Source organism: Roseibium aestuarii, from assembly GCF_008477545.1.
Lineage (GTDB): Bacteria > Pseudomonadota > Alphaproteobacteria > Rhizobiales > Stappiaceae > Roseibium > Roseibium aestuarii.
This window is the reverse complement of the sequence record NZ_VORA01000001.1, coordinates 754,863-779,892: the sequence shown is the minus strand read 5'-3', so window position 1 is coordinate 779,892 and position 25,030 is coordinate 754,863. Positions and strand designations below refer to the sequence as shown.

The 25,030-nt window shown below is 65.0% G+C and carries 18 protein-coding genes; 6 read left to right on the top strand and 12 right to left on the bottom strand.

The genetic code is table 11. The features are described from left to right. Positions 1–22 precede the first annotated feature (22 nt). The 5 genes from FR728_RS03355 to FR728_RS03335 all read right to left on the bottom strand — a co-directional run bounded on the left by FR728_RS03355 (position 23) and on the right by FR728_RS03335 (position 6,588). The gene (locus tag FR728_RS03355) at positions 23–1,786 is read right to left on the bottom strand and encodes an ABC transporter ATP-binding protein (RefSeq protein WP_149891217.1); all 1,764 of its coding nucleotides are present in this window, start codon (positions 1,784–1,786) and stop codon (positions 23–25) included. 15 nt (positions 1,787–1,801) lie between these two features. Next, on the bottom strand, positions 1,802–2,884 hold the full coding sequence (locus FR728_RS03350) for an ABC transporter permease (RefSeq protein ID WP_149891216.1): 1,083 nt from the start codon (positions 2,882–2,884) through the stop codon (positions 1,802–1,804). Positions 2,885–2,993: 109 nt separating this feature from the next. Further along, positions 2,994–4,400: a CmpA/NrtA family ABC transporter substrate-binding protein gene (locus FR728_RS03345; RefSeq protein ID WP_149891215.1), complete on the bottom strand. Its 1,407-nt coding sequence runs from the start codon at positions 4,398–4,400 to the stop codon at positions 2,994–2,996. A 426-nt stretch (positions 4,401–4,826) separates the two neighbouring features. Then, positions 4,827–5,996 (bottom strand): CmpA/NrtA family ABC transporter substrate-binding protein, encoded by a 1,170-nt coding sequence (locus FR728_RS03340; RefSeq protein ID WP_149891214.1) that lies wholly within the window; start codon positions 5,994–5,996, stop codon positions 4,827–4,829. Between the two features lie 4 nt (positions 5,997–6,000). Then, the gene (locus FR728_RS03335; protein ID WP_149891213.1) at positions 6,001–6,588 is read right to left on the bottom strand and encodes an ANTAR domain-containing response regulator; all 588 of its coding nucleotides are present in this window, start codon (positions 6,586–6,588) and stop codon (positions 6,001–6,003) included. A gap of 224 nt (positions 6,589–6,812) precedes the next feature. Between FR728_RS03335 and FR728_RS03330 the strand changes: the two genes are divergently transcribed. The 3 genes from FR728_RS03330 (at position 6,813) to FR728_RS03320 (ending at position 9,045) form a co-directional block, all read left to right on the top strand. Further along, positions 6,813–7,760, top strand: coding sequence for a 3-hydroxyacyl-CoA dehydrogenase (locus FR728_RS03330; protein WP_149891212.1), 948 nt, complete (start codon positions 6,813–6,815; stop codon positions 7,758–7,760). Next, complete coding sequence (gene kce, locus FR728_RS03325; RefSeq protein ID WP_149891211.1) at positions 7,757–8,701, top strand: 3,5-dioxohexanoate:acetyl-CoA acetone transferase; 945 nt, start codon at positions 7,757–7,759, stop codon at positions 8,699–8,701. The genes FR728_RS03330 and kce overlap by 4 nt, the downstream gene beginning before the upstream one ends. Positions 8,702–8,784: 83 nt before the next feature. After that, entirely contained in the window at positions 8,785–9,045 is a 261-nt protein-coding gene (locus FR728_RS03320; protein WP_149891210.1) for a DUF7218 family protein, read from the top strand. A gap of 501 nt (positions 9,046–9,546) precedes the next feature. Here the strand turns inward: FR728_RS03320 and FR728_RS03315 are convergent. After that, positions 9,547–10,107 (bottom strand): type 1 glutamine amidotransferase domain-containing protein, encoded by a 561-nt coding sequence (locus FR728_RS03315; protein WP_149891209.1) that lies wholly within the window; start codon positions 10,105–10,107, stop codon positions 9,547–9,549. Positions 10,108–10,279: 172 nt separating this feature from the next. On the opposite strand from FR728_RS03315, the gene FR728_RS03310 reads away from it, so the two are divergent. Then, the gene (locus FR728_RS03310; RefSeq protein ID WP_149891208.1) at positions 10,280–11,422 is read left to right on the top strand and encodes a YihY/virulence factor BrkB family protein; all 1,143 of its coding nucleotides are present in this window, start codon (positions 10,280–10,282) and stop codon (positions 11,420–11,422) included. Positions 11,423–11,521: 99 nt separating this feature from the next. Here FR728_RS03310 and FR728_RS03305 read toward each other — a convergent pair whose 3' ends face one another. From FR728_RS03305 to FR728_RS03295, 3 genes are all read right to left on the bottom strand, one after another. After that, on the bottom strand, positions 11,522–13,987 hold the full coding sequence (locus tag FR728_RS03305; RefSeq protein WP_149891207.1) for a methyl-accepting chemotaxis protein: 2,466 nt from the start codon (positions 13,985–13,987) through the stop codon (positions 11,522–11,524). A 220-nt stretch (positions 13,988–14,207) separates the two neighbouring features. Next, on the bottom strand, positions 14,208–16,673 hold the full coding sequence (locus FR728_RS03300; protein WP_149891206.1) for a methyl-accepting chemotaxis protein: 2,466 nt from the start codon (positions 16,671–16,673) through the stop codon (positions 14,208–14,210). Between the two features lie 179 nt (positions 16,674–16,852). Further along, on the bottom strand, positions 16,853–19,312 hold the full coding sequence (locus FR728_RS03295) for a methyl-accepting chemotaxis protein (RefSeq protein WP_188318772.1): 2,460 nt from the start codon (positions 19,310–19,312) through the stop codon (positions 16,853–16,855). A gap of 430 nt (positions 19,313–19,742) precedes the next feature. Between FR728_RS03295 and FR728_RS03290 the strand changes: the two genes are divergently transcribed. Beyond that, entirely contained in the window at positions 19,743–20,168 is a 426-nt protein-coding gene (locus FR728_RS03290) for a hypothetical protein (RefSeq protein WP_149891204.1), read from the top strand. A 16-nt stretch (positions 20,169–20,184) separates the two neighbouring features. Here FR728_RS03290 and FR728_RS03285 read toward each other — a convergent pair whose 3' ends face one another. Then, positions 20,185–21,660, bottom strand: a complete 1,476-nt coding sequence (locus FR728_RS03285; RefSeq protein WP_149891203.1) for a helicase HerA domain-containing protein — start codon at positions 21,658–21,660, stop codon at positions 20,185–20,187. Positions 21,661–22,009: 349 nt separating this feature from the next. On the opposite strand from FR728_RS03285, the gene FR728_RS03280 reads away from it, so the two are divergent. Next, a complete protein-coding gene (locus tag FR728_RS03280; RefSeq protein ID WP_149891202.1) occupies positions 22,010–22,663 on the top strand; it encodes a cupin domain-containing protein in 654 nt (217 codons plus the stop codon). A 105-nt stretch (positions 22,664–22,768) separates the two neighbouring features. Here the strand turns inward: FR728_RS03280 and FR728_RS03275 are convergent, their stop codons facing one another. Together FR728_RS03275 and FR728_RS03270 are read right to left on the bottom strand one after the other, a co-directional pair. Then, complete coding sequence (locus FR728_RS03275; protein WP_149891201.1) at positions 22,769–23,386, bottom strand: nitroreductase family protein; 618 nt, start codon at positions 23,384–23,386, stop codon at positions 22,769–22,771. 163 nt (positions 23,387–23,549) lie between these two features. Further along, positions 23,550–24,938, bottom strand: coding sequence for a multicopper oxidase family protein (locus FR728_RS03270; protein ID WP_208998634.1), 1,389 nt, complete (start codon positions 24,936–24,938; stop codon positions 23,550–23,552). Positions 24,939–25,030 lie beyond the last annotated feature (92 nt).

Below are 25,030 nucleotides of genomic sequence, written 5' to 3'. Positions count from 1 at the left end.
GAACCCTCTCCCCTCTTAAGGACTATTCGGCGGCCTGCATGTCGGCCTTGGTGGCGGCTTTCTGGCGGGCCATGCGGGCCGCGCGTTTTTCCTGAATGGATGTGAGCTGTTCCGGGCTCGGGTCGGCGCCGCCCTCATAGGCTTCCAGGAAGTCCAGAAGCTCCTCGCGGTAGGCGTAATAGTCGGCGTGGGCGAGCAGGCTCTTGCGCGACCGCGGGCGCGGCAGATCCACTTCCATGATGTTGCCGATGCGGGCGTTGGGGCCGTTCGACATCATCACCACCCGGTCAGCCAGCAGGATCGCCTCGTCCACGTCATGGGTGACGCAGACGGCGGTGACCTGCGTGCGCTTCCATACGTCCATCAGCACGTCCTGCAATTCCCAGCGGGTCAGGCTGTCGAGCATGCCGAAGGGCTCGTCGAGCAGCAGCAGCTTGGGCGACAGGGCAAAGGCCCGGGCGATGCCGACGCGCTGCTTCATGCCGTTGGACAGGTCCGAGGCGGGACGGGTCATGGCGTCCGCCAGCCCCACCTTGGCCAGGTAATATTCGATGATGTCCCGCTTCTCGCTGGCGGAGGCATCGGGATAGACCTTGTCGACGCCCAGCTCGACATTCTGATAGGCGGTGAGCCAGGGCATCAGGCTCGGGGCCTGGAACACCACGGCACGATCGGGACCTGCCTTGGTGACATGGGTGCCGTCGAGAATGACGGCGCCCTCGGTGATGCCGTTTAGGCCCGCCACCATGGACAGAACGGTCGACTTGCCGCAGCCGGAGTGGCCGATCAGCGTGACGAACTCCCCCTTCTTCATCTTCAGGTCGAAGCCGTCGACCACGGTGAGCGGTCCCTTCGGCGTGGGATAGACCTTCTTCACCTGCGAAAACTCGAGGTACCGGTCTTCGGTCACCGTCTGCGCAGCCCGGGCATAGGCGGCCGGCAGCTTGTCGAGGCGCTGGGTGATCGGCACCAGATCGGGCAGGACGATGTCGCGCTCCAGATCCGCATTGGCCTCGGCGCCGACGGTCATCAGGTATTCGGTGATCTCGCCGCGCAGGCGAATGAAGTCGTCGTCATGGTTGAGTTCACCCCGGTCGCGCGGCCGGGCAAACTCGACCTTGAACTCCGGACCAAGCGTCGCGGGCGTGCCGGGCTTCAGCGGAATGATCCGGTCGGCCAGCAGGATCGCCTCGTCCACGTCATTGGTGATGAGGAGGATGGTCTTCTTTTCCTGCTCGCAGATGGCCGCGAATTCATCCTGCAGCTTGGCGCGGGTCAGGGCGTCGAGCGCGGACAGGGGCTCGTCGAGAAGCAGGAGCTCGGGCCGCATAGCAAGCGCCCGGGCCACGGCCACGCGCTGCCGCATGCCGCCGGAAAGTTCGGCCGGCTTGCGGTCGCGGGCATGGGCCAGCCCCACCATGGCGATGTAGTGATCGGCGATCTCGCGGCGTTCGGCCGCCGGCTTCTTCTTAAAGACCTGATCCACAGCGAGCGAGACATTGCCGAAGACGGTGAGCCAGGGCATCAGCGAATAGGACTGGAAGACGACGCCACGTTCCGGGCTCGGTCCGTCGATCTCCTTGTTCTTGAAGATGATCCCGCCCGCATCCGGCTCGATCAGGCCGGCCAGCAGGGAGACCAACGTCGTCTTGCCCGAGCCGGAGAAGCCGAGAATGGCGATGAACTCGCCCTCCTCGATCTTCAGGTTGATGTCGCCCAGCACCGGCGTGCGGGTCGCGCCCTCGCCATAGGCCTTCGACAGGTTGGAAATCTCAACGAAGCTCATCTGGTTGCCCTCCCCTTACCGGTTGGCCGAGAAGGTGAAGGCGCGCTGCAGGGCAAACATCAGGCGGTCCAGGGCAAAGCCGATGATGCCGATGGTGAAGACAGCGACCATGATCTTGGCGAGAGACTGGGAGGAGCCGTTCTGGAACTCGTCCCAGACGAATTTGCCCAGGCCCGGATTCTGCGCCAGCATTTCGGCGGCGATCAGCACCATCCAGCCCACGCCCAGCGAGAGGCGCAGCCCGGTGAAGATCAGCGGCAGGGAGGAAGGCAACACCAGCTTGGTGACGGTCTTCCAGGTCGGGAGCTGGAGCACGCGACCGACGTTCATCAGGTCCTTGTCGACCGAGGCGACACCGAGCGCCGTGTTGATCAGGGTCGGCCACATGGAGCAGAGCGTCACGGTGACGGCGGAAATCAGCAGCGACTTGGAGAGCCACTCATAGGCATCCGCGTAAGTGGCGGAGACGATCATGGTGACGATCGGAAGCCAGGCGAGCGGCGACACCGGCTTGAAGATCTGGATCAGCGGGTTGATCGCGCCGTTGAAGGTCCGCGACAGGCCGGAGGCAATGCCGAGCGGCACGGCGATGAGCGTGGCGATCAGGAAGCCGAGGCCCACGGTGATCAGGGAGGTCCCGATCTGGTCGATGTAGGTCGGCTTGCCGGTGTAGCTGCGCCACTTGACCTTGTCGGCCTTGCCTTCTGCTTCCAGCTTGGCGTTGCGCTCGTCCTGGCGGGCATAGAAGTCGCTCGCCTTTTCCCGCTCGCGCACATGATCTTCCCAGAGGTTCAGCGCCTGGGACCAGACGGCGGCCGGGCCGGGCACGGCGCCCAGCGAAGTCTGGACCTGGGGGGCGAGAACGCCCCAGAGGACGAGAAAGGCACCGATGCCGATCAGGGGCACCAGCAGCACCCGCTTCAGCTCGCCGAGCTGTTCGTGAAGGCTGTCACCGGCGGCAATCTTCAGCAGAGGCGTCACCCAGGACAGGCCCAGCGCATCGAGCCAGCCGGAGGCCTTGTTGATTTTGGTGAAGAGGCGTTCCTTGCGGGCCTGACGGGCAAGCTGGGATACCTCGGTGGTCTCGACATTGGCCATCTGGGGAGATCCTTCGTGACGGATGGAGCGTGGGGTCGGTGTGTACTGAGGGGTGGCAAGCGGCGGGAAGGAGGCCCGCCGCTTGCCGGGAGACATGACCTGATGGGGGTCAGCCTCCGACCACCTCGGTTCCCTCGACCACCTGGTTGCCCTTCAGACCGATGGGCAGGCTGTCGATGTAGGCATTGGGCTGCTTGCCGTCGTAGGGGATGCCGTCGATGATGTCGGCAGCCGGGGTCGGCGCACGGTAGCCGTCGCTTTCCCAGGGGAAGTCCGCCTCGTCGACCATGCCTTCCTCGACCAGCAGCTTGGCGGCCTGGAGGTAGATGTCCGGGCGGTAGACGGACTTGGCGACCTCGTCATACCAGCTGTCGGGCTTGGCCTCGCCGATCTGGCCCCAGCGGCGCATCTGGGTCAGGTACCAGACCGCGTCGGAATAGAAGGGATAGGTCGCGTTGTAGCGGTAGAATACGTTGAAGTCCGGGACCTCGCGCTTGTCGCCCTTCTCGTATTCGAAGGTGCCGGTCATGGAGTTGGCGATGACTTCCTTGTCGGCGCCCACATATTCCGGACGCGAGAGGATCTCGACCGCTTCCATGCGGTTGGCATTGTCGTTCTCGTCCAGCCACTTGGCCGCACGGATCAGGGCCTTGGTGATGGCCAGCGTGGTGTTCGGGTTGGCGTCGGTGAATTCCTTCGTCAGGCCGAAGACCTTTTCCGGGTTGTTCTTCCAGATCTCGAAGTCGGTGATCACCGGCACGCCGATGCCCTTGAAGACGGCCTGCTGGTTCCACGGCTCGCCGACGCAATAGCCATAGATGGTGCCCGCTTCGAGGGTTGCCGGCATCTGCGGCGGCGGGGTGACGGAGAGCAGCGCGTCGGCCTGGATCTGGCCGGACACATCCGTCTGGGAATAGAAGCCCGGCTTGATGCCGCCGGCGGCGAGCCAGTAGCGCAGCTCGTAGTTATGGGTGGAGACGGGGAAGACCATGCCCATGTTGAAGGGCTTGCCCTCGGCCTTGAACTTGTCGACCACCGGCTTCAGGGCATCCGCCTTGATCGGGTGGACCGGCTTGCCGTCGGCCTGCATCTCCAGGTTCGGCTTCATCAGCTCGAAGATCTCGTTGGACACGGTGATGCCGTTACCGTTCAGATCCATGGAGAAGGGGGTGACGATGTGGGCCTTGGTGCCGAAGCCGATGGTGGCGGCCAGTGGCTGACCGGCCAGCATGTGAGCGCCGTCAAGTTCGCCGGTAATCACCCGGTCGAGGAGCACCTTCCAGTTGGCCTGGGGCTCCAGGGTGACGAAGAGGCCTTCATCCTCGAAGTAGCCCTTTTCATAGGCCACGGCGAGCGGCGCCATGTCGGTGAGCTTGATGAAGCCGAACTTCAGTTCGTCCTTCTCCACGTCGAGCATGTCGGCCAGGGCGCCGTGCACCGATCCGCCGAAGCCGGCCAGAAGGCCGAGCGAGAAGGCGGCTGCGCCCAGAAGGCGAGTAAGTCTCGTCTGTTCCATCACTTGCTGATCCCTCATTCTCATCAAGTCTGCCGAACCCTGGCCAGCCCGCCCGCCCCTTCGGAGATCGCACCTCCGGCGGGAGAACGGGTCGGGTCTGTTGCGGGACGACCAACGGTGAAAAACAAAAAAGCCGCCGACGGGACAGGCACGCGGGAGGTGCGCATCTGTCTCATCGGCGGCTTTGCCGTGTCGCCCCGCTTCGGGCGCCAATTTTCTCTGGAAGGCCTTCTTTGGCTCTCTGCCCCTAACAATGCACGGAGCGTGCCAACTCTTCAAAAATCACGAACCCAAGGAATAACAAGGAATTAACTCATTCCATCTGGATAAGGGATTTTGCGGATCCGCCTTTTTTCTGCGCCCAATTCGTTGGCAGCTGACCAATTATTGCGCATGCGAAGAGATCTGCCGCAGCCGCGAAGAGCTTCAGGACCGGATGGCAAATCCGTTGACGTAGTCCTGCACATGCGCCTCGTCGAAGGGGACGCCGTCGAAGAAGCGGGAGCCCGGATCGGCACTGCGCAGCGCCGGCGGCGCAATCCCGAGGGCGGCAGCATAGATGTCGGGCGAATAGATCGCGCGCACCAGCGGCAGATGCGCCGGCACGAAACCGGTCTGCCCCCAGCGGACCATCTGGGAATAGAACCAGAGCCCGTGACGCGGATCCGGGCAATGGGCCTCGTGACCCGATACCCGGAAGACATCCGCCTCAACCTCGGGCCCCTCGCGTCCGAGGGACAGGCGTCCCCTCAAGGCGGGCAGACAGGCTGCCGGAGTACAGTCGAGGAACTCGGGGCCGGCAAGAAGCCCGGCCAGATCCTCCAGATTGGCCGGATCGGCGCACCAGTCGGCCGCCTGCATGAGGGCACGGATGAGCCGGTGCAGCACATCCGGATTGCGCTCGGCCCAGCTGTCGGTGACGCCAAGCACCTTCTCCGGGCTCGCCCGCCAGATCGCCTCCTTGAAGGTGACGATGCGGCCGCGCCCACCGATCACGGACAGGGTGTTCCAAGGCTCGCCGACGCAATAGCCGTCGATCTGGTGCATGGTCAGGGCATCGGGCATGAGCGGCGGCGGCAGGATAGAGATCTCCACATCCCGGTCCGGGTGAATGCCCACGCCCGCCAGCCAGTAGCGCAGCTCATAGGCATGGCCGGAGAAGGGATGCACGACGCCGAACCGCAAGGGCGGCCGCCCCGCATCCGCGCGCTTGCGCACCAACCGGGCCAGCGCCAGGCCGGTCGCGCCCGGCTCGCCAGCCTCATCGGCACCTTCGGCCTGCATGTCTGCCCAGAGCGCACTGGACACGGTGATCGCGTTGCCGCCCAACCCCAGGAACATCGCGGCCTTCATCGGAACGGCCAGCGTGGTAATCTTGAGCGAGGCCGCAATGGGCATGGGGCCCAGCATGTGCGCGACGTCGAAATGACCGACCGCGATCCGGTCGCGAATATTGGCCCAGGAGGTTTCGCGGATCAGGCGCAGATCGATGTTCTGATCCTCGGCAAAGCCGCGCGTGGCGGCGACGACCAGAAGCGCGCTGTCGAGAAGCGGGATGAACCCGGCGACGACGCTGTCGATGGACCCCTGCCCCATGGTGTCAGTCTCCAAGCAGGCCGCTGGCGATGACAAGGCTCTGGGCAACCTCGATGATCTTGCGGCTCTGGTTCATGGCGGTCTTTCGCAGGAGGCGATAGGCCTCGTCCTCCGAAATGCCGCGGGTTTTCATCAGGATGCCCTTGGCGCGGTCGATGGTCTTGCGCTCGGCCAGCTCGTTGCGCGCCTCTTCCAGTTCGGCGGTGAGGCGCGAATAGGCGCGGAACCGGCTGATCGCCATGTCGAGGATGGGCTTCACCCGTTCCTTCTTCAGGCCATCGACCACATAGGCCGAGACCCCGGCTTCCACTGCCGCCTCGATGGAACCCGCATCGGACTGGTCCACGAACATGGCGATGGGGCGCTGAACGGCGCGGGTCACCTGGAACATGTGCTCCAGCCGGTCGCGGTTGGGGTTTTCCAGATCGATGACGATGACGTCCGGGTCGATCTCGGCGATGCGCCGCACCAGACCGTCCATCTCATGCACCAGAATGACCCGGAAATGCCCGGCATCGCGCAATCCCTGCTCGATGATGGAGGCGCGGATCTGATTGTCGTCGATGACGAGAATGGAAAGGGCGGGCGTCATGCCGTCATTCTAGCCAAGCCCGATATTTGTGCAACGCACCAAATGCGGCGGCGATCAGATTTTTGACAGGTTGGGAGAGCGCGCGCGGAGCCCGCCCCTGACACAGTGGCAAGACATCATCTCCGCAATCAAGCCTTTCATTTCGCGCAAGGTTTTGGTTTGCTGCGGGAAACGGGGATGCACGGGAGGTGCGCCAATCCCCGACCACACGGGAGGAACGCCGCATGGCGAAAATTGCAATTGTCGGGTCCGGCTTCATTGGCCGGGCCTGGGCCATCACCTTTGCACGCGGAGGCTATGACGTGGCCCTGTGGGATCCGGTCGAGGGAGCGGCCGAGGCCGCGATCACCTATATCGGCGACGTGCTGGGGGATCTGGAGGCCAATGACCTGCTCAATGGCCACGCACCTGCCGCGATCCTGGCGCGACTGACCCCGTGCGCCACCCTGGCGCAGGTGCTGGACGGGGCGTCCTATGCCCAGGAAAACGCACCCGAACGGCTCAAGCTGAAGCAGGCCCTGTGGTCGGAGATGGACGCCGCGGCCTCCCCCGGCACGATCCTGGCAAGCTCGACCTCGGCCCTGCTTCCCTCGCGCTTCACCGAACATCTTGAAGGGCGCGGGCGCTGTCTGGTCGCCCATCCGATCAACCCGCCCTATCTCATCCGCGCCGTCGAGGTCGTCCCCTCCCCCTGGACAAGCCCGGAGGCCATGGAGCGCACCGGCGCCCTGATGCGCGAGGTCGGTCAGCTGCCCATCATGATGACCGGCGAGATCGACGGCTTCATCATGAACCGGTTGCAGGGCGCCCTGCTGGAAGAGGCCTTCCGGCTGGTGGCGGGCGGCCATGCCTCGGCTGAGGACGTGGACATCGGCATCCGCGAGGGTCTGGCGGCCCGCTGGGCCTTCATGGGCCCCTTCGAGACCATCGACCTCAATGCTCCGGGCGGCGTGCGCGACTATGCACAGCGCTATCAGGGCATGTTCGCCAACATGTCCTCCCAGATGCTGGCCCGGGTCGACTGGGATGGCCCGGTCATGGACCGGGTGGAGGCGGACCGACGCGCCCGCCTGCCCGAAAGCGGTCTCGTCGACCGGCAGAAGTGGCGCGACCGGCGCCTCATGGCCCTTGCCGCCCACAAGCGCGCCCAGGAAAAGGAACTTGGCGAATGACCTCCCCGTCCGATCTCAAGGGCAAGGTGATCATCACCTGCGCCATCACCGGCTCCATCCACACGCCATCCATGTCGCCGCATCTGCCGGTCACACCGGATCAGATCATCGCGGAGGCCATCGGCGCGGCGGAAGCCGGGGCCGCGATCCTGCATCTCCATGCCCGTGATCCTGAAACCGGCAAGCCGGACCAGAGCCCGGAAGGGTTCCAGCGGATCCTGCCGCGCATCAAGCAGGGCACGAACGCGGCGCTCAACCTGACCACCGGCGGCAGCCCCTTCATGAGCGTGGAGGAGCGGGTGCGCCCGGCAGCCCAGCTGAAGCCGGAAGTCGCGAGCCTCAACATGGGATCGATGAATTTCGGCCTCTATCCCATGCTCGACAAGTTCAAGACGTTCCAGCACGACTGGGAGCGTCCCTATCTGGAAGGCTCGCGGGATCTGGTGTTCCGCAACTCCTTCAAGGACATCGAATATGTGCTGACGACCTGCGCGGAGAACGGCACCCGGTTCGAATTCGAGTGCTACGACATTTCCCATCTCTACAATCTGGCGCATTTCGTCCAGCGCGGTCTGGTCAAGCCGCCCTTCTTCATCCAGTCGGTCTTCGGCCTGCTGGGCGGCATCGGCGCCCATCCGGAAGACGTGCAGCACATGAAGCGCACCGCCGACCGGCTGTTCGGATCCGACTATCGCTGGTCGGTGCTGGGGGCGGGGTCCAACCAGCTCAAGGTCGCCGCCCAGGCGGCCGCACTCGGCGGGAACGTGCGTGTCGGCCTGGAAGACAGCCTGTGGGCCGGCAAGGGCAAGCTCGCCACCTCCAACGCCGAACAGGTCGCCATGGTGCGCAAGATCATCGAGGGCCTTGGCCTGTCGGTCGCAACACCCGACGAGGCCCGCGCCCTGCTCGACCTGAAGGGGGGCGACAAGGTCAATTTCTAGGGATCGGGCGCTCTCGTCCGGAACCCTCCTCCCGGGTGGTCCGTTGGTCGAAGGACCCACGGCATCACCCAGGAGGCTGACCCATGACCAAGGACCACGGACCGTCCATCAAGGACGACAAGCTCTACGAAGACCTGCGCGACGAAGGCATGAGCAAGGAAAAGGCCGCCCGCATCTCCAATGCCAAGGCGGGTGGCGACGAGCCTTCGAAGAAAGGTGGCGAAGCGAAGCCCTACGAGGAATGGACCCGCAAGGAGCTCTATGACCGGGCCCGCGAGCTGGAGATCCCTCATCGCTCGGAAATGGACAAGCGGCAGCTGATCGAGGCCCTGCGGAATCACTGATCGCGGGGCTTGGTGCCCGTCATGCGCGGGCGTGTCCCGGGCATTCTGTCCGTGGGACTGGGGTGCGAAGAAAGGCTGGATTCTCGGCACAAGGCCGAGAATGACCATCGCCGGGCATGTTGCTGAGAGCCAAGGCCTCGGACGATCCCTACTCAGCCAGCATTTCGTGCCCCTCCCTCCGTCATGCGCGGGCGTGTCGCGAGCAGCATTTTGTCCGTGGGGCCTAGACCCCATGAGGCTGGATTCTCGGCACAGGGCCGAGAATGACAGCGTGGGGGCGTTCTGCGCACAGCGAGGGCCCTTGCGATCTCCGTGCAGGCTGAACAGCATACTCCCCCCAACGTCATGCTCGGGCTCGTCCCGAGCATCCAGTGCTGGAGCCTCAGAGCCAGCGTTGGCGAGCGCCTCGGCACGAGGCCGAGAATGGCAAGAGACATGAAAAGAGGGCGCGGACCGATGGTCCGCGCCCCCTTGCATTTCGTCAGATCCGTGGCGCCGCGCTCAGGCGGCGTTGCGGCGATGCTCGCCTTCTTCCACTTCCTCGATGATCTTGGACACGAAGGCGTCCAGATCCTCGGGCGAGCGGGAGGTGATGATGCCGTTGTCGCAGACGACTTCCGCATCGCGCCAATGGGCACCTGCATTCTCCACGTCGGTCTTGATCGACTTGTAGGAGGTTGCCTCTCGGCCCTTCAGGGCACCGGCTTCCACCAGCAGCCACGGGGCATGACAGATGGCTGCAACGGTCTTGCCGCCATGGACGAAGGCCTTGACCAGCGCGAGCGCGTCGTCATTGACGCGCAGCACGTCCGGGTTGATCTGGCCACCCGGGAGGACCAGCGCATCATAGTCCTGTGCCGCGACCTTGGTCAGCGCCAAATCGGCCTTAACGGTGCCGCCCCAGTTCTTGTCGTCCCAACCCTTGATGTCCTCGCCATCCGGCGTGGCCACATGAACGGTGGCGCCGGCCTCTTTCAGCTTGTTCAGCGGAACTTCCAGCTCCGACTGCTCGAAGCCGTTGGTGGACATGATAAGGATGCGTGCTTCAGTGATCTTGGGCATGTCGCCTCTCCTTTTATTTCGGGAACAGATGGGACGAAAACACGAGCGGCACCCGGTCGTTCCACCTGAAATCGGGCCATTTCTGGGGCTTTTCGGGGAACGGACTGCCTCATTCCCGCGTTGCCCTGCCAGGAACCCGCCACCCGCACAGCCCCCTGACGGACGGAGCCCCATGGCCAATTCGACCTCCGACACCCTCGCCCGAGATGCGAACCGCCCCCGGATCGGCACGGCAGCGCCCACGCCCGAGCGTGGATCAGGAGACGACGTCGCGACGGCCGACTGGCGCGGCCAGCGTGGACGGGGACGGCGGGCGCGCTCCATCACCCAGATCCCGTCCCGGGGCTGGCTCGATATCCTGCTGCGTGTCCGCGACAAGCTTCAGGACGACAACATCGGGCTGATCGCCGCCGGTTCGACCTTCTTCATCATTCTCTCTCTCGTGCCCGCGCTCGGCGCCTTGGTGTCGCTCTACGGTCTGCTCACCGATCCGATGACGCTCGGCGACCAGCTTGACCGGTTCGAGCTCTACGTGCCTGCCGGAGCCATGGAGATCATCCGCGGCGAACTCACCCGGCTGGTGACGCGCACCGACCAGACGCTTGGGGTTTCCTTCGTCATTTCGCTGGTTGCCGCGCTCTGGTCCGCCAACAAGGGGGTTGCGGCGCTGTTTCAGGCCATGAATGTCGCCTACAAGGAAGCCGAGACGCGGAACTTCCTCGTGGTGAAAGGCCTGACGCTGGCCTTCACCCTGTCGATCCTGATCTTCGGCCTGATCGTCCTCAACAGCGCCGTCACCCTGCCCCTCGTCTTCGGTGCTCTGGGGCTCGACGGCCTCTATGCCCTGATTGCAGGCATTTCCGTGCCCTTGCTGCTTCTGGGCGGCTCAGTCTTCGGCATCGGCGCGCTCTATCGCTGGGGCCCCAGCCGGCGCGGCGCGAAATGGCGCTGGATCACGCCGGGCGCGCTCTTTGCCGCCGTCGCCATGATCGCGGTTGCCGCAGGCTTTGCCTTCTACCTCTCCCGTTTCGGCGACTATGGCGCGACCTATGGCTCGCTCGGTGCTGTCATCGGCCTGATGATGTGGATCTATCTCTCCACCTATGTGGTGCTGCTCGGAGCCGAGCTGAACGCGGAAATCGAACACCAGACGGCGCTCGATTCCACCATCGGGCCCGACAGGCCCATGGGCGAGCGGGATGCAACTGTCGCCGACACGGTGGGCGAGACCCGAAGCCTCGGCCTGCGCAAGGCCTATCTGAAGGTGAGAAGCCTGCTGGCGCCGACCGGACTGGTGCCGGGCGACGGGCGTTAGTCATCCCCCCCTGCTCCTGTCCCCGCAAAAGACAAGACCCCCGACCGGAGGCATCCGGCCGGGGGTCTTTGTATTCGTCTCGGGCTACGGAGAGGCCGGTCAGGCCGCTGCCACCTGCTCGAGGAAGCTGGCGATCTCGCGCTTCAGCTCGTCGCTGCGGGCGCCCAGTTCCTCGGCGGCCGACAGGACAGAGCCGGAGGCCTGCTGCGTTTCCTCCACCGCATCGGACAGGGCATGCATGTTGGATTGGACCTCGCGGGTGCCTTCCGAAGCACGCTGCACGTTGCCGGAGATCTCGGTGGTTGCCGCGCCCTGCTGGGAGACGGCTGCCGCAATGGCCTGGGTGTAGCCGTCCACCTGTTCCATGATCGAGGAGATCGAGGAGATGGCGTCCACCGCCTCAGTGGTCGAGCCCTGGATGGTGGCGATCTGGGAGGAAATCTCCTCGGTCGCCTTGGAGGTCTGGTTGGCCAGTTCCTTCACTTCCGCCGCAACGACGGCGAAGCCCTTGCCTGCATCCCCGGCGCGTGCAGCCTCGATGGTGGCGTTCAGCGCCAGAAGGTTGGTCTGTTCGGCAATGGCCTGGATCAGGGTGACGACCTCGCCGATCTTGCCGGCTGCTTCCGCCAGAACGGTGACCTTGCCATTGGTCTCGCGCACCGCCTGGGTGGCGGAGGAGACAATCTCCGTGGTGCGCGACACCTGGGAGCTGATCTCGCCGATGGAGGCGGAGAGCTCCTCGGCCGCACCGGCGACATTCTCCACGTTCATGGAAGCTTCCTCGCTGGCGCGGTTGGTGTTGGCGGCCTGCGTGGCCGAACGACCGGCGATGTCGCCCAGCGACCGGGCGGTGCCGTCCATTTCCTGCGCGGTCGTATCCAGCGCGCCGAAGAGGGTCTGAACGCTCTCGCGGAAGCCGGAGATGAGCGTGTCGACCGCAGACTGGCGGGCAGTCTGACGCTGGTTCTCCTCAGCACTCTGCGCCTCCAGACGGCGACGCTCGATGGCATTGTCGCGGAAGACGCGGACCGTGCGGCTCATGTCGCCGATCTCGTCCTTTTGTTCGGTCGAGGGGATCTCGAGGTCGGTGTCACCGGCAGCCAGACGGGCCATCACGTCGGTCAGCGCCCGGGTCGGACGCACGATCACCAGAGACAGCACCATGGCGATCAGGACGCCGAAGGCAATCGAGATGACCACGGCGGTGCCGATCAGCGTCAGCGTCAGTTCGGACTTGCTGGCAGCCTCGGCCGCCTGGCTCTGGGTCAGACCCGTGATGCCTTCACGCACGGCGCTGTCGAGTTCGTTCAGGGCCGTGGTCGCGGCCTGCATGGCGCCATAGGCGGCGTTCAGGTTGGCGAACTCGGTGCGGAAGTGCTCAACCTCGGCAAGGATGGCTTCCGTCGGACCCTTCACTGCCGGGAAGGCCGAGGAATCTGCCAGAAGGGTGCTGGCGATGCTGGAGAGAATGTCCAGCTCGGTGTTCACGTCCTCGATTCTGGTGCCGGCCAGACCGGCGAAGAGGGACATGGTCTTGGCTTCAAGCGCCAGCGCTTCCTTGACAAAGCGGTCTGCGTTCACGGCGACCAGCTCCACAACGGTCACCTGAGAGGTGGCCTTGGCGGCGACCTGTCCGGCTTCGCTGGAGGCGGCGAAGGCCTGACGGCGCAGGGCATGGCTTGCGGCGGTGATTTCCTGCAGCAGCTTGGTGGCGGCCACCCGGGCACGCACCTTGTCGATGTTGCTGGTGGCGGTGGAGGACTGGTTGATGAAGCCGACCAGCTGGCCGCCCATCTCCACCATGGCCTGAACCTTTTCCGGCTCGACGCCTTCGATCTTCAGCTTGCCGACCTTGCCGGCAGAAGCCTGAAGGCTGGCGGCAGACGCGTCCATCTTGCCGAACAGCTCCTTGGCCTTGTCGGCCGCGTCGGCATCGAAGGAATTCTCGAGCTGCTTCAGGGTGGCAAGACCCTCGTCGAGGACCAGGGTCTCTTCCTGGATCTCGGCAATCAGCTGAAGAACCTTGTCCGCCCGGTTGCGCAGGCCGCCGGCGGCCTTGGCTTCGGCAGAGGCACTGCGGCGCAGGGTCTGCATCTGATCGGCGATGGAATTGGCGAGGGACTGCAGGCTGCTGGACGAGGTCAGCAGGCGGGAGAGGGCTTCCTGCTGAACGCCGGTGCTGGCGACCACATCGGCAAAGCGGGCCTTGAGGGCTTCGACCTGCTCGGTGGCCGTGACGACGCTGGCCTTGGCCGCACTCCCCTCGGGCAGTGCTGCATTGAGACTGGCCAGGGAGGCGCTCAGGTCGGCCATGCCCGTTTCAGCGGCGCTGGCGGCGTCTTCCGTCTTCAGCTTGAGATAGGCTTCCCGTTCTGCGGCGACCTGCTGAAGGGCGGCCACCACCTCCGTTGCCGACGCGCCATTCTGGGACTGGGTCCGCAGGTCCAGGATCGAAAGCGTGGCAAAGCCGCCGAGGGCGGCGGTCAGCAGCACAAGGGCAGCGCATCCTCCCCCGAGTTTCCAGGTCAGGCGCACGTTCCCAAGGGGTCTGAGCAGACGGTTCACTGAATTCCTCCCACATGTCATTTGTCAGGAGGATGACGGATCAGTTTGAAAAATTGGTTTATCTCGCAATACCGCAATGCGGCATGAAAAGAGACAGATGGAAGCCACTGTTTCTTCTCATGATTATTGACTCCATATGAAACAGAAAAGCCCCCGAACCGGCCGGTACGGGGGCTTTGGTCTTTTGCCTGGGCGGATCCGCATGGATCCGGAGCCGGTTTCAGGCGCTGGCGACGCGGGCGAGGAAGCCCTCGACCTCGTTGCGCAGGGCATGACCGCGCTCGCCCAGATGACCGGCCGCGGAGAGAACCGTGCCGGAGGCCTGCTGGGTCTCTTCCACCGCGCGGGACAGGGATTCCATGTTCGCCTGAACCGCCCGGGTGCCTTCCGAGGCCCGCAGCACGTTGGTGGAGATTTCCTCGGTGGCGGCGCCCTGCTGGGTGACAGCCGAGGCAATGGCCTGGGTGTAGCTGTTGACCTCGTTCATGGTCTCGGAGATGGCGGCGATCGCATTCACCGCCTCGCTGGTCGAGCCCTGGATCGCGGAGATCTGGGTGCTGATCTCTTCGGTCGCCCGCGAGGTCTGGTTGGCCAGTTCCTTCACTTCCGCCGCCACGACGGCGAAGCCCTTGCCGGCGTCACCCGCACGGGCGGCCTCGATGGTGGCGTTCAGCGCCAGAAGGTTGGTCTGTTCTGCAATCGCCTGGATCAGGGTCACGACCTCACCGATCTTGCCGGCGGCTTCGGCCAGATGCTGGACCTTGCCGTTGGTGTCCTGAACCGAGCTGGTGGCACGAGAGACGATGGAGGAGGTGCGCTCGACCTGGGAACTGATCTCGCTGATGGAGGCGGAGAGCTCCTCGGCGGCGCCGGCAACGTTCTCCACGTTCATGGACGCCTGCAGGCTGGCTTCGGCGGTATTGCTCGCCTGTTCGGAGCTGCTGGCCGCCAGGGTGCTGAGGGCAGAGGCCGTGCCGTCCATTTCGCGGGCGGTGGCATCGAGGCTGGAGAGGACGGCCTGCACGTTGTCGCGGAACTCGACGATCATGGCGTCGATGTCGCGCTGGCGGCGTACCTGGTTCTGCTGTCGCTCCTCGTCGAGCTCCTCCAGACGGATGCGTTCCAGCGCATTGTCCCGGAAGACCTGAACGGTGCGGCTCATGGCGCCGATCTCGTCCTTCTGGTCGGTGTGGGGGATTTCCACATCGGTGTCGCCATCGGCCAGACGCCCCATGACCATGGTCAGGGCGCGGGTCGGACGGGTGATGACCAGGGACAGGACGGTGGCGAGCAGGACGCCGAAGGCAATGGCGATGACCAGGGTGCTGCCGATGCCGATGAGGGCCATGTCGGCGGCCCGCGACGAGGCGGCGAGCTGGGCGGCCACCACCTGGGAAATGTTGTCGCGCACTTCCTGGGAATACATGGTCAGGCTGAAGACGGCGCCTTCGAAGGCATCTGCGGCTGCGCTCAGCTTTTCGAAGTCCCCCTCGAAGGTCTCGATGCTGGCCTGGATCGCCTGGGTCGCGTCCGTCACCTTCGGGAAGACCGCAGCGCCCGTGGCAAGTTTCTCGCCCAGATCGCGGATCGTGACCAGATGATCCTCGACGGCCATCAGCTCGTTCTGGCCCATCTTGTTGAGGAAGTTCAGGGTGCTGGCCTGAAGGGCATAGGTTTCGCGCACCAGCGCATCGGCCTGACCGGCGACCTGGCGCACCCGGGTGGCCTGCTCGATGGCAGCTTCCGCCTTGGCGCGGGAGGTTTCCACGGCCTTGGCCACATCCACGTTCAGCTCGTCGGCGGCCTTGGCGAGATAGGTCGTGCGGGTGCCGACGGCCGAGCGGTATTTCTGCTGCTTCACGGCCGAGGAGGCCTTTTCCATGTCGTCCAGATTGCCGGTCAGCTTGGAGGCATCGGTCTTCATCTGCTCCAGCTTCTTCGGGTCGATGCCCTCGATCTTTACGCCGGCAATCACCTCGGACGACCGGATCAGCGCATCCGCATGGGCACGGGCCTGGGCAATCAGTTCGGCGGCCTTGCTGGCGGCATCGTCACCGGTTGCCATGGATGCCAGACGGTAGCGCTGGAGCGTGTCGGCCATGCCGTCGGACTCGCGCTTGATGTCGGCAAGAGAAGCATAGAAGGCACTGGCCTGGGCGCGGGTGGAGGCCGCTTCGGCAGCCACCGCATTGGCCTCTTCAGCCATGGCAGCCATGAGCGCGGACACCTGGAGACCGGCCTTCTCGAGCTCGGCTGTGGTGACTTCCATCTTCTGCATGCTGGTGTTCTGGCCGATCACGGCCTTCAGGACCGTATCGAATTCGCCAGAGAGGTCGGCAACAGACGCACGTGCCATCTCCGCCTTCTTGCCGCCGGCGGAGTCCGGGTCAAGCAGCCCGGCAAGGGCATCGAGCTCGCGCACCAGATCGCCGGAACGCAGGCGGATGGTGTCGGCCATGGCCAGTTCCTTGCTCAGCAGGAACGCTTCCCGCTGGGCCGCAACTTCCTGAAGCGAGGCCATCACGGTGGAGGCCTGCGAGGTCACCTGATTCTGGTCACGCAGCTCGAGAATGGACAGCGTGCCGACCGCGCCGATCGTTCCGGCGAGGACGATCATGGTGGCAAAGCCGCCGCCAACCTTCCAAGAGAACCCAAGATTTCCAAGAGGCTTGAGGAACGATTTCACGTTGCGATCTCCAGATACGAAATTTCTTACAATGTGAGACGTGCCAATAAACAAAGGATGAAAAACCGTAGATTTACCCGGACCTTTTCGCAGTGCAGCGCGCGCCGGTTCACGGTCTTCAACAGGAAAGGCCCCGGCGGTGACACCGGAGCCTTTCGTCAGTCTTGATCAGGGGCAGATCAGGCGGCCGCGACGCCCTGGAGGAAGCGCTCGATCTCTTCTCGCAGACTGTCGCTGCGCTCGCTGAGGTGACCGGCAGCCCCAAGCACGGCGCGGGAGGCATCGCGGGTCCGGTCAACGGTTCCGCTCAGGTTCGTCATGTTGTCTTGAACACCATGGGTGCCGAGTGCGGCCTGATGAACGTTGCCGGAGATCTCCTCCGTCGCCGCATTCTGCTGGACCACGGCGGTGGCAATCGCCTGCGTATAGGCGTCGACCTGCTCCATGGTGGAGACGATGGAGGTGATGGCGCCCACGGCATCATCGGTCGAACCCTGGATCGTGGCGATCTGCTGGCTGATCTCCTCGGTCGCCCGGGAAGTCTGCATGGCCAGTTCCTTCACTTCCGAGGCCACGACCGCGAAGCCGCGCCCCGCCTCACCGGCCCGTGCGGCCTCGATGGTGGCGTTGAGGGCGAGAAGGTTGGTCTGGGCCGCGATGGCCTGGATGAGGGTGACGACCTCCCCGATCTTGCTGGCGGCGTCGGCCAGGGCATGCATCTTGCCGCTGGTGTCGCGCACGGCGGTGCTGGCGGTGGACACGATTTCCGAGGTGCGGCCGACCTGCGCGCCGATCTCGGCGATGGAGGCGGAGAGTTCCTCGGCTGCGCCCGCCACGTTGTTTACGCTGGTGGAGGCCGCCTCGCTCATGCGCGCCGTGTCGCTGGCCTGCTCGGCCGACAGGGCGGCAATCTCGGTGAGGCTGTTGGCGGTGCTGTTCATGTCGAGTGCCGTCGCCCCCAGCTGGGACAGAAGATCCTGCGAGGACACGCGGAAGCCGGCAATCATCTCGTCCATGCGCGTCTGACGCTCGCTCTGGGCATCCTGATCCAGACGGGCCTGCGCTTCCAGCTGGACGCGCTCGGCCGCGTTGGTCTTGAACACCTGCAGGGCCCGGCTCATGTCGCCGATCTCGTCACGCTGACCGGAGAGCGGAATGTCGACCTCCAGATCCCCTTCGGCAAGACGGCCCATGACGCCCGTGAGCTGACGGGTCGGGGTGGTAATGACCCGGTGCATGACCCAGGCAAGTGCGAGACCCACCGCAAGGCTGACCAGAACGGCCCCGGCGATCAGCAGGAAGGCAAAGTGAGCGCCTTCAGCGGTCTGGCGCGCCTGGGCAGACGTCATGGCGGTGATGCGTCGGCGCACGTTTTCCTGCAGGCTGTCGAGCGACTTGCGCTCGCTGTCCAGCAGAGCCTTGCTGTCGAGCAGCGCCCTGACTTCGGAGTCATAGAGAAGCGCGCCCTCGCCGATCGCGGCGACCGCGCCGTTGATGGCCGGCATGCTGCCCGCATCGTTCTTCAGAGCGGCAACGGTCGTTGCCAGCTCGGACAGAGAGCCCTCCACGAGATCCCGGGGAATGTGCTTCAGTCCTGCGAAATTGCCGATGGTGTTGCTGCGCGCCTGCAGGGTCGCCATCTGGAAAGCCGTGGTGTGATCGGCAAGCGACTGGGTCTGGACGAGTTCGGCCCGCACCTTCTGGGAGGCATCACGAGCCTTCTCGACAACCTGAAGGATCGTCGTGCGAATGCGCTGGGATTGCTGGGCAAGGCCATCGACCCGCTTCAGGATGCCCTGGGCCAGCTTGGAACGCTCGACCGGATTGGAAAGGTCGGCGAGCTTGGCGACCTCGCTCTCCACCGCCATGGCGGAAAACTTCATGTCGGCCAGCATGGAGGCATTCACGCCCTTCACTGTCAGCGCACTGGCCTGGGTCACCTGATCGACCAGAGCCTTGGCGAAGGCCGAGGCCTGAGCTGGATCCTGGGTCTCACGCGGGGCGGACTTGGCCCCGGGCGCCATGCTGGCAAAGGACACCGGATTGGCCATCACGTTGGCCAGAGCCTTGAACTGCCCTTCCAGGCCATCCATGCTCTTCTGCAGGTCGATGAGGATGCGCTCCAGCTTGCCCGCGCTCGACTGCTGGGCATCGGCGTCAGCGACGGCGGCTTGAGCTGCAGTGCGCACCTTGTTCACCTGATCGACAATGGCCCGGGTGTTCTCCTCCAAACCGGTCATGGCGCCGAGAAGCGACTTCATGCGGCGGTTCTGATCCGTCACGGCGGAGACGATCGTGCTGAAACCCTGCTGCAGGCCGTTGACGGCCTCGAGCGACCCCTTCACTTCCGCATCCGCATCGCTGCCTGGCGCGACAATCGCCTGCAGGTCGGTCAGCCGGGTCTGAAGATCCTTCAGACTGCGATCGACCAGGTCCGCCTTGGCGAGGGAGGTGTCACCGAGATAGTCCTGCTGCTGAGATGCACTCTTCTGCAGCTGGGCCATGACGTCGGTGGCAAGGGCCGAGACATTCGACTGGGCCTGCAGCTGGAAGATGGAAAAGACACCAATGGCCCCGACGCCTGCGGTGAGCAGGGCCGCCAGTCCATAGCTGCCGCTGACCTTGAATACGAAACGCATATTCCGGAGGGGAGAAACTCTTAAACGCATGACAAGCCTCATGAATTTTTTTCGAGTAGGCGGTCTCTCCCCTAAACAACTCATGAACGCATAAGTATAAATAACGATGATAATTTAGGCAGTAAAAACCCTCATGATTCCAATCCATTACAAGGGTGCTGATGCCAAAGAAGGCACTTGCGCGCATTGCCGAACAAGGACTCTCCAGGGTTGCACCGCTGCCTTCGTGAGCGCTGCCAAACCTGACGTTAGGGTATTATTGCCGCCATTTCATCTTGCATGGAGGCCCGCTGACGCGTTAAGAACAAATCAAGAACATTGAAGGAGAGTCGTGCCTCACCAGAGCGAGCAGCCCCCTGGTTCGGCAGCGCCCGGCCTGCCCCGGCCCGGCTCACCCGGCACGCGCAGAGACTTTGACAAGGACCACGAGATGGCAGACATCGGCACCCTGGCTGAGACCCAGCCCTCCTCAGCGCCCGCCCCCGGCAATGGCGCGCTTGGCAATGGCGCGCGTGGCAACGGCGCGTCGGGCAACGGCGCGTCTGGCACGCCCACCCGGTTCGGCACCGTGGGCTCCGCCGGATTGACGCGCCTGCCCCCGGATGGGCGCATGAACATTCGCGAGGACGATCTGGAGGAACTTCTCACCTATCTGCAAAAGGTGCGCGCCAAGGCCCGGACCGTGCAGGCCCATGCGCCGGCAGGCAGCTATCTGGCGGATGTGCTGGAACGCACCCTCGACGGCCTCACCAGCGAGATCGGTCAGCTTCGCCATCTTCTGGGCTTGCGTGACAGTCTGCCGGCGGAAGCCTTCCAGCGTCCGGTCGCACACCGGCGCATGCGCCCGGCCTCCTGAGATACCCGGCAAGGGTTCAGGCAGCGGCCTCGTCGCCCGGGGCCGTCTGCCAGCCCAGATCCGTGAGGGTGACGATGCGGTTGCCGCGCAGGTCGGTGGCGCAGACAAGGAACCCGCGCTCTTCCATGTGCGACAGGAGCCAGCGGGCACGCCCCGGCGAGCGGGTGCCATAGGCGGTGGCGATCTCGAGGTTGCCCGGGCACGGGGCCTTGGCAAGGGCGGCCTTGGCCAGCAGCAGATAGACGCCGCGCATGTCGTCGGGCAGTTCGGCGGCGATCAGCTCGGCCTGCTTCCACTCGCCCTCGTCGATATCGCCCTTTTCCACGCCTGCACGCGCGACGGAAAGCCGCTCGCGGAACATCTGCAGGTCCGGTGCGCCGCCCGGCAGCTTGGCAATGCGGCAGCGGACCTGGAAGTCCTGATAGAGCGAGGCGATGGGCTGGAAAGCCGCTTCCGGGTCTTCCAGGATCTCGGCGATGATGGCCTCGATCCGGTCTTCCCGGTCACTCACGTCGAAGAGGTTCTCGGGCTGCGGCACCTCCGCCTCGGCGGCATGGCGGGCGCTCGACAGGCGGCTCAGCACGTCCTCGGTGGAAACCTGCGGCTCCACATGGCGCTGGCGCATGGGCACCGCTTCGCCCGGTGCCGGCGTGAAGATGAGATCCTTGGCGTCTTCCTTCGGCTGCTCGGGCAGCGGCATCAGCTTGGGGCTGCCGCCCCGACCCATGGTTTCCACCGGTCCGATCTTCACGGGAAGCGGGCGGCGGGACATGGCCGGACCGAGGGCGATGAAATTGCCCCGGTCGAGATTGCGGAAGGCTTCGGCCTGACGGCGCTCCATGCCCAGGAGATCGGCGGCACGGGCCATGTCGATATCGAGGAAGGTCCGGCCCATCAGGAAGTTGGAGGCTTCGGCCGCCACGTTCTTGGCGAGCTTGGCCAGACGCTGGGTGGCAATGACGCCTGCCAGACCGCGCTTTCGGCCACGGCACATGAGGTTCGTCATGGCACCGAGCGACCGGCGGCGGGCTTCTTCCGTCACCTCGCCGGCGGCAGCCGGGGCAAAGAGCTGGGCTTCATCGACGATGACGAGCATCGGATACCAGAGTTCCCGGTCCGCATCGAAGAGGCCGTCGAGGAAGGTAGCGGCCGCCTTCATCTGCCGGTCGGCGTCGAGCCCTTCCAGATTGAGCACCACGGAGACCCGGTGCTGACGCACACGGGACGCGATCATCTGAAGGTCCTTTTCGGTGCCCACCGCATCGACCACCACATGACCATACTTGTCGGCCAGAGAGACGAAGTCGCCCTCCGGATCGATGATGGCCTGCTGAACCCAGGGGGCCGACTGTTCGAGCAGGCGACGCAGAAGATGCGATTTTCCGGACCCGGAATTGCCCTGCACCAGCAGGCGGGTCGCCAGCAGCTCTTCCAGATCCATCAGGGCGCGCGAACCGCCCGTCATTTCGCCGATATCGATACTAACCGTCATGCGCCGATCCGACCTCTCTCGGCAGACCGCCAGACCGTCACGGTCCGGGCAAGGTCCCAAGGGATGTCTGTTCGTGGTGTGAATGCAGTCCGTGGGGTCGCAAATGGATCACGATTCCGCCCGCAGCGCAAAGGGCAGGCCCCGGTTTGCGCCAGCTTTCCCCGCTTGCCACAGGCAGAGCCCCCTGACCAGTCCCTTTTTCGGCGCGAGAGGCGGAAAGGCGAGAAAGGCGCCGGGTCCAGACTTTGCAAGGCCGCCTCTCGACCCTACCTAACAGGACGAAGCCATTTACCGTCGGGAGGGCGATCCGGTGTCGTCCTCCCACCCTTCGAGACCTGCGGAGCCCCCCATGAAACTGAATGCCGACCTGACAGAGCGGGCCGTCGTCGACAGCACGGCGCTGGACTGGGTGCCCTCGCCTGCCGGTGGCGTCGAACGGCGGATGCTGGAGCGGGACGGGGAAGAGGTTGCCCGCGCCACGACCATCGTGCGTTTCGCCCCCGGCTCCGCCTTTCCGGCGCACAGCCATGCGCTCGGCGAGGAGTTCCTGGTGCTGGCAGGCGTCTTCTCCGACGAGACGGGCGACTTCCCGAAGGGCTATTACGTGCGCAACCCTCCCGGATCCTCCCATATCCCCGCGACCCGTCCCGGCGCGACCATTCTCGTCAAGCTGCGGCAGATGGACCCGAATGACGACGCTGTCGTGCGGGTCGATACGGGCGACGCCACGCTCTGGCAGGACACCCGCCCCGGCGAACAGATCCTGCCGCTCTTTCAGGGCGCACAGGAAACCGTGGAAATGGTGACCTGGGCAGCCGGCAGCAGCTACGGACCAGAGGTCTTCGGCGGCGGCGCGGAATATTTCGTGCTCGACGGCGCCTTTGCCGATGACGAGGGCTCCTATGGTCCCGGCACCTGGCTGCGGGTTCCGGCGGGCACCCGCCAGACGATCCGTTCGGCCGACGGCGCGCGTGTCTGGCGCAAGACCGGACATCTGGCCTGAGCCTCGCGGAGCGTCTCGGCAGGCATGAAAACTGAAAAACCCCCGGAAGCCTGCTTCCGGGGGTTTTGTCTTGTCACCAGCGTCTGATGGATGACCGGCGTATCGTCACTCGGCAAAGCTGCCGGAGAAGGCAATCTCGTCGAGCGGCTTGCGCGGGCTCGGCGTTTCGCGGGCCTGAAGCCCATCGGGAAGGGTCGTGGCATCTCCGCGACGGCCAAGGGCGAAGGCAACCTCCGGCTGGAACCGGGCGGGCACATTCAGCGCCGCGTGGATCTCGTCCTTCAGGATGCCGGCCATGGCATGGGCATGATAGCCGAGGGCGGTTGCCTGCAGGGCCGCGTGGGCCCAGGCAGCCCCCGCATCAAAGGAATGGCTGCCGGAAGGGCGCGTGCCGCCGTCCTTGTTGTCGATCAGCGTGTCGGAGAAGAGATAGACCAGCGCGGAGGCTTCCTTCGCCCAGTCCCGGTTGAAGGGATTGAGGAGGTTCACCAGCGTGTCCCAGTGAGCATCCCCGCGCCGGGCATAGACAAAGCGCCAGGGCTGGATGTTGAAGGCCGACGGCGCCCAGCGCGCGGCTTCCAGAATGGTCTTCAGATCGGCTTCAGGGATCTCGGAGCCGTCAAAGGCGCGCGGCGACCAGCGGTTGACGAAGAGCGGCTCGACCGGATGGGCATGGCTGCGGTGATCGCTCACCAGAAAGTCCCGGGTGGGGTGAATGGTCATCTCTTGGCGCTCCTGAAAGGGATGTGGCGGGTCCGCAGCGTGAGCTGCGATCCGTATTCCTTCGCTAGATGCGCAAGCCGGACGACCGTTTCAACCCGTGCCCTGCCCTTTTCCCGGTGTCTTCACCGTTCGAGAGCCGTGAACAGTTCCGTGACCGAAGCGCTCAGGCGACCTCGAACCAGCCGGTCATGCCAGAGGCCGCGTGGCCAAGCATGTGACAGTGGAGGAGCCACTTGCCCGGATTGTCCGCGACAAAAGCGATGCGAGCACGGTCCTCCGGCTCGAGGGTCACCGTGTCGTGCCAGTCGGCAGGATCCTGCTCCGTGCCGTTCAGCTCCAGCACCCGGAAATGGTGCCCGTGGAGATGCACCGCGTGCGGGAAGCCGGAGAGATTGGAGACATTGAGGACCACACTTTCGCCCCGCGCCACCTTGAACATCGGCGTTTCGAGTGACCCGGGCGCGCCGTTGAAGATCCAGAACTTGCCGTCGGCCATCAGGGCCTGGGGATCAAGCCCGCGCTGCATCATGATGCGCATGCCGCCCATGGCGCCACCGGCCATTTCCAGGGGCAATTCGCGGGCGTTTGCCAGATTCGGCTCGGGCAGGGCATTCGGGGCGGGCAAGGCGGGCAGATCGTCATCGGCCGCTCCGGCGGCTGCGTCGCGCGGCAGGAAGCGGGCGAAGACGAAGGGCTGTCCGGTTGTCAGCTCGAAGGGGATCGGCAGGTCGCCTTCCGGCTTGATGACGAGGTCCATGCGCTGGCCGGGGGCGAGGCGGACCGGCCCCTCCACCTTGCGCAGCGCCGGGAGGGCCTGACCGTCGAGGGCCAGAAGCTGCGCTCCGAAGCGGGAGGGTTCCAGATCCAGCACCCGGGCGGACGAGGCATTGACCAGTCGCAGCCGGTGCCAGGCACCCCGGACGACGGGAATGTCGGGCCGGCTCTGGCCGTTGACCGTCAGCCAGTTGCCCAGACGCCCCGCGTGGGAGAAATCATGCATGGAGCCGAGGCCAGCGGTGATCAGCACCCCCTCCTCGTCCAGCCGCCAGTCGCTGAGGAACAGGGTCAGGTCCCTGTCCCGGGGCACGAAGGGCGTCTCCTCCTCGACGATGAGCACGCCGGAGAGCCCGCGCGGCACCTGGTTCCAGCTCATGGTGTGGGCGTGATACCAGAAGGTGCCGGCATCGGGCACGGTAAAGGTGTAGTCGAAGCTCTCGCCCGGCTGAACCGGCGGCTGGGTCAGACCGGCAACCCCGTCCATCGCATTGTCGATGCGGATGCCGTGCCAGTGGATCGAGGTCGGCTCGTCCAGCCGGTTGGTGAAGCGGACCGAGAGCGTCTCGCCCTTGCGCAGGCGCAGTTCCGGGCCGGGAAGGCTGCCGTTGTAGAGCCACAGGTCGGAGAGCTTGCCCTCCTTGCCATAGAGTTCCGCCTGACCCTTGACCGCATCCAGCTCGATCAGACCGGGTCCGGTCGCGGCCAGCACGAGGCGAGGCAAGGCGCAACCGGCAAGCGCGCCAGCAGAAGAGGCAAGGAAGCGGCGGCGGTTCATCAGGTGTCTCCGGTGTCGAAGGGCATCGATCTTCAATCTAGCGCAAGCCGCCGACGAAAACAGGGGGCTGGATGGCGCCTGAGGCTGCGGCG

Coding starts and splice junctions, on each gene's coding strand:
- FR728_RS03355 (WP_149891217.1), bottom strand. CDS start 1,786: ATGAGCTTCGTTGAGATTTCCAACCTGTCGAAGGCCTATGGCGAGGGC.
- FR728_RS03350 (WP_149891216.1), bottom strand. CDS start 2,884: ATGGCCAATGTCGAGACCACCGAGGTATCCCAGCTTGCCCGTCAGGCC.
- FR728_RS03345 (WP_149891215.1), bottom strand. CDS start 4,400: ATGGAACAGACGAGACTTACTCGCCTTCTGGGCGCAGCCGCCTTCTCG.
- FR728_RS03340 (WP_149891214.1), bottom strand. CDS start 5,996: ATGGGGCAGGGGTCCATCGACAGCGTCGTCGCCGGGTTCATCCCGCTT.
- FR728_RS03335 (WP_149891213.1), bottom strand. CDS start 6,588: ATGACGCCCGCCCTTTCCATTCTCGTCATCGACGACAATCAGATCCGC.
- FR728_RS03330 (WP_149891212.1), top strand. CDS start 6,813: ATGGCGAAAATTGCAATTGTCGGGTCCGGCTTCATTGGCCGGGCCTGG.
- kce (WP_149891211.1), top strand. CDS start 7,757: ATGACCTCCCCGTCCGATCTCAAGGGCAAGGTGATCATCACCTGCGCC.
- FR728_RS03320 (WP_149891210.1), top strand. CDS start 8,785: ATGACCAAGGACCACGGACCGTCCATCAAGGACGACAAGCTCTACGAA.
- FR728_RS03315 (WP_149891209.1), bottom strand. CDS start 10,107: ATGCCCAAGATCACTGAAGCACGCATCCTTATCATGTCCACCAACGGC.
- FR728_RS03310 (WP_149891208.1), top strand. CDS start 10,280: ATGGCCAATTCGACCTCCGACACCCTCGCCCGAGATGCGAACCGCCCC.
- FR728_RS03295 (WP_188318772.1), bottom strand. CDS start 19,312: ATGCGTTTCGTATTCAAGGTCAGCGGCAGCTATGGACTGGCGGCCCTG.
- FR728_RS03290 (WP_149891204.1), top strand. CDS start 19,743: ATGGCAGACATCGGCACCCTGGCTGAGACCCAGCCCTCCTCAGCGCCC.
- FR728_RS03285 (WP_149891203.1), bottom strand. CDS start 21,660: ATGACGGTTAGTATCGATATCGGCGAAATGACGGGCGGTTCGCGCGCC.
- FR728_RS03280 (WP_149891202.1), top strand. CDS start 22,010: ATGAAACTGAATGCCGACCTGACAGAGCGGGCCGTCGTCGACAGCACG.
- FR728_RS03275 (WP_149891201.1), bottom strand. CDS start 23,386: ATGACCATTCACCCCACCCGGGACTTTCTGGTGAGCGATCACCGCAGC.
- FR728_RS03270 (WP_208998634.1), bottom strand. CDS start 24,938: ATGAACCGCCGCCGCTTCCTTGCCTCTTCTGCTGGCGCGCTTGCCGGT.